The organism is Alcanivorax profundi, from assembly GCF_003597125.1.
In the GTDB taxonomy this organism is placed as follows: Bacteria; Pseudomonadota; Gammaproteobacteria; order Pseudomonadales; family Alcanivoracaceae; genus Alcanivorax; species Alcanivorax profundi.
In genome coordinates this window covers 436932-454142 of the sequence record NZ_QYYA01000003.1, presented here as the reverse complement: position 1 = coordinate 454142, position 17211 = coordinate 436932, and the positions used below count along the sequence as shown (strand labels likewise).

The window sequence follows — 17211 nt, the reverse complement described above, 5'->3', positions numbered from 1 at the left end:
TCGTTACCGCTTTTTAAAACCCCCAAACCACTGGAATCACAGCAAGACTAATCGCCCCGACAACCACACTCATCGGCAATCCAATCCGCAGATAATCCCTGAAGGTATAGCCACCAGGGCCCATCACCATCAGGTTAGTCTGGTAGCCCAGAGGGGTCATAAAGCTTGCCGAAGCAGCAAACATGACCGCCACGATAAACGGCATGGGGCTTACCCCAAGCTGTTCTGCCACACCAAGCGCGATGGGAAACACCAGCACCGCCGCCGCGTTATTGGTGATAACCTCAGTGAAGGCCGCGGTCAGCAAGTACACAATAACTAACGCCATAAACGGCGATAAACCACTGTCCGGAAAGGCTTCCTGTACAATCCAGGCGGCAGCGCCGCTACTTTCCATTGCCTTACCCAAGGCGAATGACGCCCCAATCACCACCAGCACCGGCAAATTCACACTCACATTCATGCGCGAACGGTTCACGGTCACACAGCGAAACGCCAGCATCAGCCCGGCCGCCACCATAGCCGCTTCCAGCGTGGACGCAACCCCCACGACATTAGCCAGGACCATCGCAATCAGGACACCCACCGCAATGGGAGCCCGGCGGAAATCCGGCGGGGTCGAATCCTTCAACGGGCTCACCAGCATGAAATCCCGACGGTAACGGTACTGCTCGACAAACTGCTGGCTGGTTTCCAGCAGCAGCGTATCACCGACCCGCAGCATCTGCTCCCCCACCTTGCCCGCCATCCGCCGGCCATTACGGCTAATGCTGAGAATGGCTGCCTGGTAACGGCTCCGAAACCCGGTCTCCTTGACGGTTTTGCCAATCCCCGGAAACTCCGGGCTCAGCACAACTTCAACCAGATGGCGCTGATGGTTGTTCAACCCCAGTTTGTGGACTGCCCCATGAGCGGACTGAAGACCACTGATACGCTGCAACTCACGAGCGCACTCCGGCACACCAACGAACGCCAGCAGGTCGCCTTCCTGAAGCGTCATCTCCGGACCAACAGCCGTAAACAGTTTGTCGCCCCGTTGTATCTCGGTGAGGTAGCCATAGGTCAGGCTTCGCAGACCCGCGTCCTGAATAGTTCGCCCGGCCAAATTACTGCCTTTGGCCACCAACATTTCCACATGGTATTCGCGAGCATGCTCCCATTGCTCCACCATGCCCTCACGCTCTGGCAAGAGATAACGGCCCAGCAGCAGCATGAACAGCCCGCCCCCCAACAGAACCGGGACACCGACCCAGGCCACATCAAAAATGCCAAACGCAGGAAGCCCTTTTTCCTGTACCAGACCGTCAACAACCAGGTTGGTACTGGTGCCAATCAACGTACAGGTGCCGCCCAGGATCGCCGCATAGCTAAGCGGCAACAGCAGTTTGGAAGCTGACAGCCGCAGCCTTTGCGCCCATTCCTGAACCGCCGGAATCATCATTGCGACTACCGTGGTATTGTTCAGGAAAGCGCTGAGCAGAGAGGCCGGTGCAATCAGCCGAAGTTGACTGGAAAAAATGCTTTTGGGCTGCCCCAACAACCGGTGGGCCACCCAATAAATCGCCCCTGTATCACGCAATGCCGCAGCGACCACATACAGCGCAGCAATGGTCATCAGACCGGGGTTGGCAAACCCGGCCAATGCCTCTGCAGGCGTGATGATACCGGCAACCAGCACCGCCACCAACGCCGCCATCATGGTCAGGTCTGCCGGCAAGCGGTTAGTCGCCAACGCCCCTAACACCGAGGCCACAACAAGCAGCGTAATCAGAATATCCAGGCTCACTCAGCGAATCCTTCCGGCGCAGAAAAAACGGCAATGAACGCCGCATTTTACAGCGAAAACGCCATATAGAAAGGGATGTTTAATTCGAAAATAGAATATAGATCTAGCTGCGAGCTACTAGCTATTAGCGACGTGCAACAAGGAAAGGTAGTGCGCAGTCCCTGCAGGAGAGTCAGCGTGTTGCCCGAAATACGGAGTTTCGAGTAACAAAAAGCGAGGCTCGAAAGGCAAAAGCAGGCAGTTCCTCAGGGCAGGTTTTAGCAACTCGACACTCGTCACTCGCTTCTGATGCCTGATTCGGCCAACAAACCAGCCCTCCTAGAGGAAATAACCAATCCAAAGGCGGCAAGCCACAAAGAAGGCCAAAGGCAAACCCCAAAACAGAAAAACCGGCAGGGTTTGGCTTTTCCTCGTAGCTAGTAGCTGCTTTCTCAAGGACAGCACACCGCAACCTCCATCCCCGAGCGCCGATACCACTCCTCCAGCGCCACCTTCAGCCCAGCCTTGGCCTCATCATCCCCATGCACCACCCGCACCTCGGATGGGTATTCCTGCATACCCGCCACAAAATCCAGCAGATCCTGCTGATCACCGTGGGCAGAATAGCCGCTGATGGAGGTTACCGGCAGGGAAATCGGATAACGCTTGCCATCCAGCACTACCTCTCCGCCCTGCCCTTCCTGCTGAATGATCCTGCCCGGCGTGCCACGCGCCTGATAGCCCACAAACAACAGGTTGTGCCGGGCATCCCCCAGCATCGCCTTGAGGTAATTCATGATCCGCCCGCCGGCACACATGCCGCTGGCGGCAATCACCACTGCCGGGCGGGCGCTGCCGGCCAGATGACGCACCATGCGCATATGGCCATCGTGATCATCCACCGTCAGCAGCTGCTCAAAGCCCAGCGGCTTGCGCCCCTCTTCCAGCCGCTCCCGGGCCTCCACATCCCAGAAGGCATCCAGCTCCCGGTACACCTGCGTAAACCGGCTGGCCAACGGCGAATCCAGCACGATCGGCAGCTCACTCCAATTCAGATGCGGGTTGATTGGCTTGTCCCGATGCTTGTGAATCAACCCCTCAAGCTCATAAAGCAGCTCCTGGGTGCGGCCAATACTGAAGGCAGGAATCAACAGCGATCCCTGATCCTCCATGGCCCGTAATAGCGCCCGCTCCAGACGCGCTGAGCGCGCCGCACGGCCTTCATGCAAGCGGTTACCGTAGGTACTCTCGATTACCAGACAATCGGCCCGATAAGGGGATTGGGCTGAGCGCAGAATCGGCGCCAGCCGCGCCCCCAGATCCCCGGAAAAGACTGTCACATGCCCTTGTGAATCCCGGCACGACACCGATGCAGAACCTAAAATATGCCCCGCCGGCAACAGCTGAATAAACGCCGACTCCTCCGTCATCGGCAGCAGCTGCCATTGCTCATAAGGGACGGCTACCAGGCGTGAATCCAGCAGTTTCAGAAACGCCTCAACCCGCTCCGGCTGGCGGCTGATCCCCAACCGAAACGCATCCTCCAGCACAATCGGCAACAACCGTGCCGAAGGCTCGCTGCAATACACCGGGCCGTCATACCCCGCCGCAAACAGCCACGGCAACCGCCCCACATGGTCAATATGCACATGGGTCAGCACCACCGCCTGAATCCGGGAAATATCGAAATCAATGGAAAGATGCGACGCCGACGCGCCAGCCGGGCCGGTATCACTACCCTGAAACAACCCACAGTCGATCAGCACAGAGGCAGACTCGCTTAACACCCACTCATGGGCCGAGCCAGTCACCCCCTGCACTGCACCGTGGTGCACCACAAACGGAAAAGCCCCCTCCTGGGCAGCCGCGCGACTATCCATGTCTTCAAACCCCGCTTCATGCAACACGCCACACGCTTGACGCAAAACACGCGCAAACGCGACCGCGGCTATTAACATCCATGTTCACACTGTTGTTCGCAGGGCAGAAATGGGCGCACACCCATCTCCGCCGATCCCGGGCTTCTGTCTTACCTTGTTGCTAGCAGCTACCTGCTCGCTAACCACTCATATCCCTGCTATTTCGGCGCGCCAACACGCATTCCCTGCGGGAGATTCCGCTTGTTGAAAACAAGGTCAGACCATGATCCCCCACTACAGGCCACGCCTCAACTCCTGTAGCAGTGACAACAGCTTATAGTTAACTCCCCTGCTTACCCATTTCTCGAATGGTAAAAGCTTCTTTCTAACAGAAGATCAGCCGCTGAATTGTGGGGCTGCCCTTGCGGCAGTGCCCCCCATCGTGGTCAAACGACCGCGGCTACGATGGGCGGTGGGGTGTGTTTTTTTAGGGGAGGCCGTTCGACGACAAAATGACAATGAAACCGCTCATGGCAAACAAAACGCCTGGAGCGATATTGGATATTCAGGGAGCCAACCTGTTGGCCAACAGGAGAAGACGAATAAGCCGCTGTAGCCGAATGAAACCCACGACACCAAGGCGGGAACTGGATACGGGCGCTTCCCCATGAAACCGGGTTTCACACCTCAAGACTAAAGCTCGACCGAAGCTCCCTGGTCATCACAGGCGTTACTTGCGGGAGATTCATCTTGCTGAACGAATGCCGCCCCAGGCACTTCGTTCAGTCAGCTGAATATCCCAACGGGAACCTTCCCTGGAGAGCCAGCCTTCTTCGGTTTAGCTTTGCACCTTCAATCTGGAAGTGATCTTTGTAGACCAGCCACGCCGGAACAGGGCCAACAAGCGCCACACCCGGCCGAGGGCATAATCATACAGGGCAAACACCATTGCGAAGGCCGCAAACATCACCCACTCGGGGATCTGGAAGAACTCGCCCAGAAGGCCAAAGGAAGCAAAGAGCATGGCCACGAAGGAAATCAGCATCAAGGCCTGGCGATCAGAAAAACCGGCGCGCATGAAAATATGGTGCAAATGTTCACGATCCGGGTTCATTACTGATTGCCCCTTGCGCGCTCGCCTTACCATGATGGCCACCATGTCAATCAGCGGCAGCGCAATCAACCATAGCGCAGTCACCGGACGGAAAGCCGCCCCTTCCAGCGGAGCCCCCTGAATCATCAGCCACACAATGGCAAAACCGATGAACATGGAGCCCGCATCGCCCATGAAAATACGGCGCTTAAACGGCGGAATTCGGAGGTTGGCCATCAAATAAGGGATCAGGGCACAGGATAAGCCCAGGGACAGCGCCAAACCCGCTTCGTGCCCATCGGATACCGAAAACAACAGTGCCAATGACAACAAGGCAATCAGCGAAAGGCTGCCAGCCAGACCATCAATTCCATCGATCATATTGAAGGCATTGGTAGCGCCAATCACGGCAGCAATGGACACCAACGGCCCGAAGACACCCAGCTCGATAACACCCAGCCCCACCAGATTGCCGAACGACTCCAGAGAGTCCCCGGAGCCATACACCAGTACCGCGCCCAGCACGACCTGGGCAAACAGACGGAACTTGGCAGAGATATCCCGCGCATCATCCACGGCACCAAGCACTACTAGCACCGAGGCACAAAGCAGAAAAATCAGATAACCGGACGTCAGTGGCATGCCCAGCATAAAGCCCAGAAACACACCGACGAAGGCACTTAAACCACCCACCAGCGGCACCGCACCTTTGTGCAATTTACGCTGATCGGGTTTATCCACAAGGCGGAATTTCACCGCAAAGGGCATCAGCATCCGCAAAGAAATCAAGGCAAAAACGCCCGAAAGAAGAGATGTGCCTGCAGCTTCCATGTACAAAACCTAATCAATTAGGTGGCAAAATAGACCGGGCTCAAGAGAAAGTCCCTCTTCTTGAAGACAACAGCCCAGACCCAAATTTCAAGAAAACCAGCGCGATTCTGTTCGCCAGAACAGTGAACCATTACTCAATGACGAAAGAATTACACCAATTGTATAGCCGCAAGGCTAGAAACGGATCCCCCGAATGGGGTAAAGAGGCGTAAAATCTGAAAAATCAGAAAATAGTAGTAACCGGCGCTCACCCCAAAAGGCCACGCCTGCTCGCTCCAAAGCCTTCCCCATGGCAATCTTCGATCTTTAGATCTCGCCCTTCCTTGCAGGCTTAAGCTTGTAGCTACTAGCTAGCAGGTACTTTTTTCACCACCGCCCCCCAAGCCCCACCCACTCCTTCATGGCACGCGCGTTTGTATAACACGTTCACGTGTCCAGCAAACAGCACCGCCATCCCGGCCTGCGAACACCCCATAACCTATTAGCCACGGGATCACCATCAGCCTCACCTCCTCGAACCATGTCACAGCCCAGGGCTTATCCAGCGTCGAAGTCACCAACAGAACTGGCTAACGCCCGGCACAACACCCAAGGCCCCTATAAGCAGAGGCAAAGACTCCTCCTAAGAGAATGCATTGTATTCAGGATATCTGCCGCCACTAAGTGTCTAAGTAGCGTCTCCCCCGCATGAGCCCACTGTAGGCGAAACCACAGACGACCAATGCTGACCTCAAGAATGGGCAGCCGTCCATCCATAGAGGACGCCCACCCAAGTACGGCAATGGCCTCTACCTCCAGCAACCTAGCATCCCTATAAACAACTCAGTCCAAATCTATGCAATAGCTAATTGAGATAGGATGCACCTCGCTCTTCCACTATGAACGGTTCAGTTGGTGCCAAACCTTGCCCACAAGAACAGCAACAATTAGTCCGCTTCAAACGCTTCATGATGAAAAGGATTACCAAAGCGCTTGAGATACTGCTCACCAATAAACTTCGACCCTATATAATTCAAATGGCTACCATCTTTGTATAAGGGCAGACCTTCAATCTCTGAATAACAATAGTGTTCATTACAGGTAATAAGAGAAGGATCAATAACAATCAAAGTGTCGAATTCAGCCTCTAAACCAACCACCATTTGATTCCATACGGCAAACCGGGAATCAAACTCCGACCGAGGGAGATTGCAGTCTGCGTCCAGACCAAAGCGCAGATTGTTCAATGTACAGCGAGATATATCTCTTCCAAAAGCAGGGTTACCTTTAATCAAAACAGGTATAGAACCGGCGTCGACGACAGCTTTGATCGTGTCGTGAAGCGCATCTAGAAAGAGCGAGTCATCCGCCATCCCTCGCACATCATCGTCTCGGGCAAACAACTCTCCGTTAACATGGCCAGCATAACTCGCCCCTAATACAACATAGCGGTAACTACGGGGAAGGAGCTCTGTGGCTATATAATCATTACGCTTTCGAAAATTGGAGTGATGGAAAATTTCATTTCCTTTTTTGTAATACCTGTCCACATTAACAAGAAAAACAGAATTGCTTTGGGTAACGTCATACCCTCTCAAGCCAACGTCACGAGCTAGAACATCGATCATTCCGCTAAAATGATTGGCATGAGAGTCCCCCACAAGCAGTATATCAACGTCGCTCTTCTTTATACCAAGCACACAATCCTCTTCAGCCAAGGGCGAAGAAACAGGGCCTTCATTGCAACGACCACGCGCAGCGTCGGCATGACTCATTACAGCCTCAGCCCTTCTATTAAGGTCTTCAGGGAACCGCCCAGGAAAACCTTCTTTTGAGATAATTACATATGCAACAGATGTGAATATAGCAGCAGGCAAGATAAAGCCGAGCATAATCACGCTAAAAACTGAGTGCGATCGAAAGCGCCGGGCAGGTAATTCAAGAAACCGATATGTTAACCAGGACAAAATCAATGTGACAGCGACAACAGCAAGAGCAATCGAGCCTGTGATTTTTATGAGATGAATATTCAGAAAAGCAATGATCGGCCAGTGCCACAGATATGCAGGGTAAGAAATTTTTCCAATAGCAACCGAAAAGCGGCCTGTTAAAAGAGGACCTACAATGGGAAGCTCTTTCCTCGCAAAAAGAATAATCAATGCCGTGCCGAGACAGGGAAGCAGCGCATTCAACCCAGGAAACCAGATACCCTTATCAAAAGAGATAGAACAATAAGCGATCAACCCCAACCCAATGACTGTAAAAAAGGTGCTAGCATAAAACGAATGACGCCCGTAATTGAACGAGGGAAGGAAAACTAACATCGCGCCTATCAAGAGCTCAAAGGCACGAGTCGGCATCAAATAATAGGCTGCAGCTCGATAATTTAAAGCACCATATTGAGAGATTAAAACCGTGGCGATAAGCAAAACTGTAATAACAACCAACACTAACAATCTAGACTGAAACAAGCGCACCAGTATCAGGAAACCAGCAGGCCAGAACAGATAAAACTGCTCCTCTACCGCCAGAGACCACAAATGCAGCAGCGGAGTTGTATCTGCTCCCGACCCAAAATATCCCCCCACAGCATTCCACATAAAAAAATTAGCTGCGAAAAAGGTCGAATAAATCGTGCTTTCTGAAAAATGGACAAGCTCTGCCGGAAGCATGGTCAATAATGCCACCACCACTGAAAAAAGCAGCAATATAAAGTAAGCAGGCGCAAGCCTTATTATTCTACGTTGGTAAAATCTACCAAATGAAAAATCTGCTGTCTCAACTTCCTTTACAATAATGGAGGTAATGAGATAACCGGAGATGACGAAAAAAACGTCAACACCGACAAAGCCTCCTCCAAAACCCTGTACACCAAGATGATGGAGAATAACTAAAGTCACAGCAAGAAAACGGAGCCCGTCTATTTCAGGGCGGTATGTAATCGCCATAATTACCGAAGATCCTTCCCATGCATTCTACTAAGGCAGCGGATATAAGCACTGACAACAATGTTCTCATCAAAACTGCATTCCATTCGTTTCCGCGCGGCTTCTCCTACTACTTTAAGCTGCCCCTCCCCCATACCGGGCACCGCCTTCATGGCATTAGCCAGAGACTGCTCATCACGCACATGGCACAACCATCCAGTTACCCCAGCCTCAATCGCCTGCCGACAACCCGGCACATCTGTCACAATGGCCGGTCTCCCCATGGCGGCGGCCTCAAGTACCGTTCTCGGCATCCCTTCGCGATATGATGGCAACACCAGCACATGGGACTCTGCAATCACAGGCCGCACATCGTCCGTTGCGCCTCGGTACTCCAAAATACCCTCGCCCTGCCAGGCCAACACTTCCTCTTCGGTAATCGCACTATGGTTACTGACACCCAGCGGCCCAACCAACAAACAACGTACGGGTAGCCCCTGCTCCTTGAGCAAACGGCATGCTCCGGCATATTCGCGTACCCCCTTATCTCCCAACAGGCGGGCAATCATCACAAAGGTGATGGTTTTCCCTATTGGCAATGGCTGAAATGCAAAGTGGTCCAGATCCACCCCAGAGCCAGGCAACAACGTCATTGGGGTCTTACCCAACAAACCGGCATCCCGGAACACGGCCAGATCTTCCTCATTCTGAAAAAACAAATGCCGAGCTCTGCGATTCACCGATCCATACACCTGCCGTACCCGGCGGAATAGCCAGGAATCATGAATGAAGGCAGTACCCAAGCCGGAAATATTATTGGCAAAGGGCAACCGCAGCAGGGTGCATGCCAACCCGCCATATAGATTCAGCTTGATTGTGAAGTTGAAAACAAACAGTGGCCGATAGCGGCGAAAGGTGCGAAAAATAAACAGCAAGCTCCTCAGCTCCTGCACTATCCGGGTACTCTTTCCCTCCATCGGAAGCGCAATGTGTGTAACACCCAACTCTGATTCCAAACGCACACTGAAATCATCCAATGGGGACAGACACACTACAGAGAAACCCCTTTCCTGTATGGCCCGGATTGTTTGTTTTCGAAAGTTATAGAGGTACCAGGACGTGTTTGATGTCATCACAATTGTCATAATGAGATATCTCGATACGACCCGAGCGTGAAACCTAGCTCATTAGCCAGTATTTTCAGATTGTTACGACGCAGATATCGCCACTCTGCTTCGGAGACATCACCGATAGTGGTGAATCCATTCATCGCTTGTGCGCTCGTAACAGGGTGAACCATCAATTCAAAATTACGGCACTGAACCGGGGCCAAAATCTGGCGGTAATGGTCATCGGTAAGGGCCTCACCGCCATAGTGGATATCAAAGACACTTCCTATACCGGAATTCCAGGCAACTTTGCCTCGCCATGGTGCTACCGAGCGTTGTAACAACATTTTTAGTACATATCTTCGAACCGACCGGCCCACCCCTCCAGTCAGGGTATCGGAAACCCATGGGACCCTAATCGGGATGTCCATTTCTTTACATCTAGCCGCAACAGCGGAAAAGATGCTTTTAAATGCATGGACATGTTGATGACTGTCAATGTGGGTAGGGTCAAGTCCCAGCGAAACAAACGCACGAATCTGGGCATCGAGCTCACGACGTATCTGATGCGGGGGAATACGGCCAAGCAGCAAGCGCTTTGCCAGCTGCCCGCGCGACAAGAAGCAGCCGTCGGGAGCTATCAAAGCCGGGACGGATTGAGCTGGGCTTAATGGTCTACCCCACGTAAGATTAAAATGCAGACCAACTCCCAAGGCAGGATGGCGAATAGCAAAGTCGGCCGCCTTAGAAACAGCGGGTGCATTCACCATCATGGTCGTACTGGTAACGCTACCACCAAGGAAAGCCTCGGCGATTCCCTCAGTGGCGGCATCATTCAGCCCGAAATCATCCGCATTCACGATCAGTGTTTTCACTTCAATCGCCCCCACAGTTTTCTAAGGTATCCCAAAGGTTCAACAAATGCGGGCCTGGGATCATGAAAGCTGAAAACAGGGAAAGAAGACTTCAACCGCTTTGCAGGAAGATCAATGACAGGCTTTGGCAGCAGAAAACCGGAAGGCGGACGGTAGTAAAAAAAGGAAGAGTAAGTGTCTTTAAGAAAATATTTCCAACATACATTCTCATCCTGATTTCTGTCGTCATGCATCGGTCGACCACTCATATCATCGATACACGAAGAGACAATCCTTTTTCCAGAATCATGTGTAACCTGAAACCAAAGCGTTGGCCGCGGATTCACCTCAATAATTTTCAGCTTCCCATCCCTGGGATCACGTTTAAACTCAACTCCGCAAACTCCATGAAAACCAATATTGTGAAGAAATAACTCGCTTAATCGCTCTGTTTCAGCACAACGGACACTGGACACCAGGCTCGCCGACCCGAAACCTGGAGGGTACTGACGTAATTTTCGTGCTGAAAAAGAGTGATGGGCTTTATGCTCTTTGTCAAAGTAGGCACCGAAAAGAGTTATCTCAGACTCAGGACCTGGAATAATTTCTTGCACAAGCCAGCCGCCGAGCTCAGTTGGCATTCCACTCACAATCTCCTCAAACTCCTCACGACTCTGAACGATAATGACCTTTTCACCCTTCAAGAATTCTCTTGCCTTATGGATCATTGTGGGCTTGAGCAAGCAAGGAAAAGGAATAACATCGATCAACCCGATGAGATCAGAGGGAGCCCCAACGCTCCAGACCCCGGGCGTTGCAATGGAATGCTCCACACACAAGTCATGAAAGAGTTTCTTATCCAGAAGGTGTCCGGCAATACGGGAGTAAGAGTCAGAAATATGAAACGCCTTTTCCAAAAGCTTCGCATTTTCCACGACAAACTCAATAAAGATATCGCTGGTTGGAATTATTACGGGCTTTATTTCCTGCCGAGCCGCTATTTTCAGCAACCAGTCTTTTATTTGATCCAATGAACCCGAAAACCGGTCTTCAGAACACACAAACCTTGATTGAAACGCACAACCACGCGATATATCTACCAGTGCGACCCGGTAGCCAGATCGGGATGATTCACGAAGGGCATAGAGACCAGTCGGCGAGGAGCCAAGAACAACGACTTCGATATAATCAGACATTATTGCAACAACCAGGTTTGGTAAGGTACATAACAAGATGAGGCTTTAGAAGAAAAGGCAAACCAGACAACAATATAGGATCCGTACACACCTAAAGGGACCAAATGTGCGATTGGCCTCACCCTGAATTTCATTGCTGCCACCTGCGAAACGTAACAAAGGGCCAGAATACTCACCGGCATAACGTAGAAAACCAGACGATGCAGTGCCACCGATGAAATGAGTCCCACAGGGAGCATCAAAAAAGTAATCATCATGAACAACCTTAAAAGCTCATACAGCTTTGGAACCAACACTTTGATTTCACGATGCCAAAAAACAAAGAACAGAAAAGGCAGCGACACAAGCGCATAACGCAGCCATGCCCCGGAAGCTGAATTCTCTCCGTGAATCTGTTCAATATACCTATCGCTATAGACATCAAGGCGCTCTTGCAAAAGAAAGAGAACAGCAGGACCGAGAATTACCATTGCAGCGATGAGACGGCGTGTTGATAAATGCCTTCCAGCCATCAGCGACATCGGGAGGAAAACAACCGCCGAGGTATGAAACTGTGCTGCAACGAGTATCCAGATCGCGGTCCATACGCGGCTACTGTTAACAAAGCTGGTTAGCGAAACTACAAGAAACCCAAGAGCCAAAGCCTGACGAATACCAGACATTCCGAGCTGCACCATTAACACAGGGAATGCAAGAACGAGAAAGACCGCAGGAGAGCGGAAAAGCGATGCAAACCGGCAAAGGCAAAGTACATATATTGCGGAGCATATCAGCAGCAAAGAGGAATAGCTGTATCCCGAGAATTTAAGGAATCCCAGAATTCCGTTAAACCCTGGCTCTTCCCTGCCAACCAAATTGCTCAACGAAAAATCAAGAGGGGCTCGCTCAAACCTGAGCAAGTAACCAACATAGTCACAACCGACATAGTATCTTGTACCGGCAAAAAGGAGCAAAAAAGCGGCAAAGAGAATGAGGAGCAACCAGCTCACTCCCCTATTAGGAAGCAAAATAGAGAAAAACCCAACAATGAAAAAAATGGAGAGATAAACAAACATCAAATAAAAATCCGCATAATTATCATTGTCACGAACCGGAGCCGAATTGATAACCGAAGTTAATAATATCTTTCTGATATACATCGCCCACTATCAGGGCCATTTCGGGAGTAAACACTTCAGTATAGTGCCCCCCCTTGTGTGACTCTCTTAATCTCGGAAGCTCAACCTGATCGATTCCAAGCTGATCACAAATGCTGTCAAAATCCGTTTGTATAGTTTCAAATCTTCCCAGGTAGTCAACGCCAACATTCTTACCCAGCATCACCCAACCAGACTGATCCCGAAAATGGTCATAGCGAAGCACCCTTCTTCTGTAAGCAGGGTTGCCAAGCGAGGAAACGAATGACTGAAAGTCAGGTTTGCCTGCAAGCATTTCACTGGCCCAGCGATGGTCGCGGTGCTGGCATTGACCAACGACAGCCGCAAAATACCGATATGCAGAATAAAGTCTGTCCCATGGGTTACGTACAAAGCTGAATGTAAAGTATTCCTGTAGTTCTTTGGGAGCATAGGCATGAAACCGGCTGTATGGCTTATGGCCGACGTTACCACCAAATAGTGCCGAGGCAATGCTAGAGCCTGCCGCTTTAGGGATATGAATAAATACTGCTTTGCGCTCTTCAAAACAGGGGGAATAGGGGTTCATGCGACGCGACAAAAACGGCACCCCCGACAACACCCGATAAAAATTGATATGGAACTCCATATCTTTAATGGCAACTTGAACTTTATCCAAAGGAGTCATCATGTGGACAACCCTCGTCTTCTTTCAATTAGAAAACGAAGAAATTGAAAAAGCAGGTAGTACAGCCAAATCACCAAAGGGAGAGCATGATTCATCAATACTGACAAGAGGAAAAAGGTGGGCAACAACAAAAGCTGAACCTGGGCACCATAACGCGACGTTTTACGCTCAGGAATTTTTAGCCTTTCCTTGGAATCGAGGTAAGTAATAAAACGCGGGTACACAAAGTGGAATATCGCCAGCAACAACACGGCAGGAACAGCATCATTGCCAACATGAGGAATAATCGGCAGAGAAAAACGAAGCATGGACATTTGAAAAAAGCTGGCTGCCTTCAACGCTGAGGACGCAATGGTGTTGTGCATAACAATAACCACTACGAGCGCCAATGCAGAAACAGACCAAGCTGGATTTGAAAATAGACCATATAAATGTGCAATGACAACCAGCGCTGCCACACGTATAAGCACGAAGATTAAAATCTCGAAAGAAGCGAGCTTCAATTTCAAACGATGCCGAGGCGTTTCATCATGCTTGGTGCCGAGTGTATCATTGACCAGATATCCGACCTCATAAATTGAAACAAATGCCAGATACGTAAAAACATAATGAAGAGCTGCCTCCAAAAAAGAATAGTCACTCAAAAAAGTGACCACCAGCACCCCAGGCAACCAAGCAGATGATGCATTCGAAACCAGCCCTTTTAAGGAGTTCATCCGGGTCATGGCCAGATAATAAAAAGGCACTTGTAGTAGCACCCTATTCTGCGGAAACATATTCCACTCCTTCAGGAAGATTGCATCCCCTTAAACCATTGCTCTTCGAGGTACAGATTGCGTACCCTTTATCGGCATATTCAAGCAATGGAAGATCAGAGACATTGTCAGAAAAAGCCACAATCATATAACCCTCAACCCTATCGCCGAGGAAACCCTTAACGAGTTCAACTTTTCTACCGGATATATCTTCTAATAGTCTACCTGTGCAGTAGCCATTACAGAATTCAAGTCTGGAGCCAATCCCTTGGGCGCCAATCAGGTTGGCAAGAGCGTCGACCACAATACATAGACTTGCTGAAACGAGAAGAATCTCTGAGCCATTCGCCCTCTCATCGTCTACAAAAGACCAGATCTGCTTGATTGCTGCATTTTCACTTGCAGACTGCACATAGGCTTTGGCGTATTCCTGTAGCTGCTCTCTACTGTAGCCCCTTAACATATAAACAAGACACGTTTTGGGGATATCACCCACCCCCAGTCTATAGAGCACCGCAAGAAGGACTCTTACTGGCGAACGTTTGCTTCGGATCAACCATACACCAAGGCGCCGCCATACGCCTGTGGAACGCCTGGAGACAAACTGGACAAACGCTGCAGTGGTATTGTCATTGATTAGCGTGTTACAAACGTCAAAAACCGCAATTCTTTTCATCTAGCCACCAATGCAAATGAGCGATACAGCGCGTCGTAACTTTCGACAGCTATACCAAGATCCAGGCCTGGAATTGACCTCGCCCGAATCTCATTTCTATTCAAGGTCAGCAGCCCGACAATCTCCTCAAGACGATCGATTGTGGCGGTTTCCAACTCACCCTCAAGTACGACTCCCGAATGTGTTGCATCAACGATTTCCTTAACATCGCCAACCCCTGAATTACAGATCACCGGTAACCCGCAGGCCAAATACTCGCCAAGTTTGGTTGGTGAAACGCCGATACTTGAGTACGAAGACTTGATGAAACAGAAACCAACATCAGCCGCATTAAGTAATGCCGGGACCTCTGATCGTGTCACACGTCGACTTATTACATCGGCCGCTGCAAAGGTGATTCCAAGCTCACGACTTCGGTCGATAAAATCATCCGCTGAGTGCCCGACAAGCAAAAAAACAGCATTAGTTAATCTTTTCTTGATCTGTGCAAAAGAACGGATCATATCGTCCAGCAAATATACAGATCCAAGAGAACCTAAATAAGTGAACACGGGTGTTTGCGGAGCAATATTCAATTCCCTGCGCGTTTCAGTCCGCTGCTCTACACAAACAACATCAAATTCATCAATATCAACGGAGCATGGGATCACAGGTATCGAACAACCATTGTAGGATCCCCATGTTTTAATTTCCGACTTGCAGGCATCAGTCAAACTAATGATGGCATCAGACTGGCGAATATAATTTCCCTCTTTTCTTTTCCACCACCGATAAAGCAAACGATACAGAAGTGAGGTCTGCGGCCAACGATTTCCTTCTGCGCGCTGATCAGGCCACAACCCTCTCATATCGAAAATAAACTTAGCTCCATATTTGTGCTTCAAAAACAATGCAGCATCGGCAGGCACATAACTTCTACAGTGAACGATATCGATATCACTTACACTTTTAGCCAGCTCTCTTACAGCATTCGACAATGAAATACTGTCCATTATTTTCGACAAGGGGCCAGGAAGTGATGAATAGTGCAGGGGGTGCCAATGCAAACCCGCCTGCGCAACAGCCTCCCGAGCATCACTCATTTCGTGCTCAGGTATATCATGTGGTTCACAACTAATAATGTGGATCGTGTGTCCACACCGTGACAATGCTGAAAGATAGGGGAAGACCTGGGCTCTACCAATATGAGACGTCAAACCATTATAGGTAATAAAGATAACATTCATGAGATCATCATTATCGCTAAATTCAATTCGTATTGCCCAAGCAGGTTTCCACGTATTTTTGAGCAATGAATTCAATGGAAAAGTCGAGGGCTCTATGCTTGAGCAAAGATGGATCGGTGGGTTTCTCCAAGCTTGCAAGCATTGCGGAGGCAAGCGCTTCCGCATTATTTGGGGCCACAAGCTTTCCATATTTTCCGTTGCCGAGGATTTCTCGGGGGCCAACCGGACAATCCGTACTGACTACGCTGACGCCATACTCCATCGCTTCAACAATCACATTACCAAACCCCTCATAATCCGATGCAAGGACAAAGAGGCTGGCATGTGCATACCAGGGGGCCGTATCTCTTACAAAGCCCGAAAATCTGACAACATCCTCAAGACCAAGAGAACTCACAAGCCGCTTGAGAGAGTTAGCTTCAAGCCCATCCCCGAGTATGTATAACCGTGCACCCAATTTTTTGGGAAGCAGTGAAAATGCGCGGATAAGAAGATCGTGACGCTTTACAGGCTTTAGCGTTCCGACAGAAAGTATAATTGGGCTACCAACGTCATCCGCAGCAAACGGGTTTGGCAGCTCCCGTTCGCCGTTACCCAGTGCTGCCGGGTTATGGATAACGGAAATACGGGGAAGATCCATACCCGACAAGGTTGCCATATCTTCTGCAACGCCACATGACACCCCAACTCGGGCTGACGCCAATGGGTACGCCAGCCTCATGGTCAATCCCATCAGGGTATTATGCAATTTTCCCTTACGGGCATAGGCAATAGATAGCGGTGAATGCTCACTCACTACCACTCGTCCCTTGAAACCTGCAAGCTTTGCAGCAATAGGGGCAATCACTGTTAGCGGCCACATCGCAACCAGCAAGACATCTGGAGGGCTCTGTTTAAGATATTTGATGAGCGGCGAAAGCACATTCCTGACTCTATTTGCTTTTAGCTCAACTACCGAGCCAGATTCAGGGATTGCATCCAAGAGCGCACCGTCCCTCTTACGCAGAACAAATATTGTTTGTATCCCGCATTTTTCCCACTGCGTTGCTAGATCCACATGCAGCTTCTCTGCTCCGCCCGGTCTTAGATCCGGCAAAAGTATCGCTATTTTCCGCCTCAGGTTATTCTCGGACGCCAT

At 50.4% G+C, this 17211-nt stretch carries 13 protein-coding genes; all 13 read right to left on the bottom strand.

Annotated features, from left to right (window positions below):
* Positions 1 to 13: 13 nt before the first annotated feature.
* A complete protein-coding gene (locus D4A39_RS11970; protein WP_119918189.1) occupies positions 14 to 1786 on the bottom strand; it encodes an SLC13 family permease in 1773 nt (590 codons plus the stop codon).
* A 431-nt stretch (positions 1787 to 2217) separates the two neighbouring features.
* On the bottom strand, positions 2218 to 3645 hold the full coding sequence (locus D4A39_RS11965) for an MBL fold metallo-hydrolase (protein ID WP_119918250.1): 1428 nt from the start codon (positions 3643 to 3645) through the stop codon (positions 2218 to 2220).
* 817 nt (positions 3646 to 4462) lie between these two features.
* Positions 4463 to 5506 carry a UDP-N-acetylglucosamine--undecaprenyl-phosphate N-acetylglucosaminephosphotransferase gene (gene wecA, locus D4A39_RS11960; protein ID WP_158586935.1) on the bottom strand — a complete coding sequence of 348 codons (1044 nt, stop codon included), beginning with the start codon at positions 5504 to 5506 and terminating at the stop codon, positions 4463 to 4465.
* Between the two features lie 968 nt (positions 5507 to 6474).
* Positions 6475 to 8475 carry an acyltransferase family protein gene (locus D4A39_RS11955; RefSeq protein WP_119918187.1) on the bottom strand — a complete coding sequence of 667 codons (2001 nt, stop codon included), beginning with the start codon at positions 8473 to 8475 and terminating at the stop codon, positions 6475 to 6477.
* Positions 8476 to 8477: 2 nt separating this feature from the next.
* Entirely contained in the window at positions 8478 to 9389 is a 912-nt protein-coding gene (locus tag D4A39_RS11950; protein ID WP_438502575.1) for a glycosyltransferase family 4 protein, read from the bottom strand.
* A 206-nt stretch (positions 9390 to 9595) separates the two neighbouring features.
* Positions 9596 to 10438 (bottom strand): carbohydrate deacetylase, encoded by an 843-nt coding sequence (locus D4A39_RS11945; protein ID WP_158586934.1) that lies wholly within the window; start codon positions 10436 to 10438, stop codon positions 9596 to 9598.
* Positions 10435 to 11613, bottom strand: a complete 1179-nt coding sequence (locus D4A39_RS17650; RefSeq protein WP_147393914.1) for a carboxylate--amine ligase — start codon at positions 11611 to 11613, stop codon at positions 10435 to 10437. The genes D4A39_RS11945 and D4A39_RS17650 overlap by 4 nt, the downstream gene beginning before the upstream one ends.
* Entirely contained in the window at positions 11613 to 12752 is a 1140-nt protein-coding gene (locus tag D4A39_RS11935) for an EpsG family protein (protein WP_119918183.1), read from the bottom strand. Before D4A39_RS11935 ends, D4A39_RS17650 begins: the two co-directional genes overlap by 1 nt.
* Positions 12697 to 13419, bottom strand: a complete 723-nt coding sequence (locus tag D4A39_RS11930) for a sulfotransferase family 2 domain-containing protein (RefSeq protein WP_119918182.1) — start codon at positions 13417 to 13419, stop codon at positions 12697 to 12699. The genes D4A39_RS11935 and D4A39_RS11930 overlap by 56 nt, the downstream gene beginning before the upstream one ends.
* Positions 13416 to 14192: a hypothetical protein gene (locus D4A39_RS11925; protein ID WP_119918181.1), complete on the bottom strand. Its 777-nt coding sequence runs from the start codon at positions 14190 to 14192 to the stop codon at positions 13416 to 13418. The genes D4A39_RS11930 and D4A39_RS11925 overlap by 4 nt, the downstream gene beginning before the upstream one ends.
* On the bottom strand, positions 14176 to 14847 hold the full coding sequence (locus D4A39_RS11920) for an HAD family hydrolase (RefSeq protein WP_119918180.1): 672 nt from the start codon (positions 14845 to 14847) through the stop codon (positions 14176 to 14178). Before D4A39_RS11920 ends, D4A39_RS11925 begins: the two co-directional genes overlap by 17 nt.
* Positions 14844 to 16073 carry a glycosyltransferase gene (locus D4A39_RS11915; protein ID WP_158586933.1) on the bottom strand — a complete coding sequence of 410 codons (1230 nt, stop codon included), beginning with the start codon at positions 16071 to 16073 and terminating at the stop codon, positions 14844 to 14846. The genes D4A39_RS11920 and D4A39_RS11915 overlap by 4 nt, the downstream gene beginning before the upstream one ends.
* Before the next feature lie 22 nt (positions 16074 to 16095).
* Complete coding sequence (locus tag D4A39_RS11910; RefSeq protein WP_199699459.1) at positions 16096 to 17211, bottom strand: glycosyltransferase; 1116 nt, start codon at positions 17209 to 17211, stop codon at positions 16096 to 16098.

Bases quoted from the DNA above. Each gene is read 5' to 3' on its own strand.
- D4A39_RS11965 (WP_119918250.1), bottom strand. From the start codon at position 3,645: ATGGATAGTCGCGCGGCTGCCCAGGAGGGGGCTTTTCCGTTTGTGGTG.
- D4A39_RS11955 (WP_119918187.1), bottom strand. From the start codon at position 8,475: ATGGCGATTACATACCGCCCTGAAATAGACGGGCTCCGTTTTCTTGCT.
- D4A39_RS17650 (WP_147393914.1), bottom strand. From the start codon at position 11,613: ATGTCTGATTATATCGAAGTCGTTGTTCTTGGCTCCTCGCCGACTGGT.
- D4A39_RS11935 (WP_119918183.1), bottom strand. From the start codon at position 12,752: ATGTATATCAGAAAGATATTATTAACTTCGGTTATCAATTCGGCTCCG.
- D4A39_RS11930 (WP_119918182.1), bottom strand. From the start codon at position 13,419: ATGATGACTCCTTTGGATAAAGTTCAAGTTGCCATTAAAGATATGGAG.
- D4A39_RS11925 (WP_119918181.1), bottom strand. From the start codon at position 14,192: ATGTTTCCGCAGAATAGGGTGCTACTACAAGTGCCTTTTTATTATCTG.
- D4A39_RS11920 (WP_119918180.1), bottom strand. From the start codon at position 14,847: ATGAAAAGAATTGCGGTTTTTGACGTTTGTAACACGCTAATCAATGAC.
- D4A39_RS11915 (WP_158586933.1), bottom strand. From the start codon at position 16,073: ATGAATGTTATCTTTATTACCTATAATGGTTTGACGTCTCATATTGGT.
- D4A39_RS11910 (WP_199699459.1), bottom strand. From the start codon at position 17,211: ATGGCGTCCGAGAATAACCTGAGGCGGAAAATAGCGATACTTTTGCCG.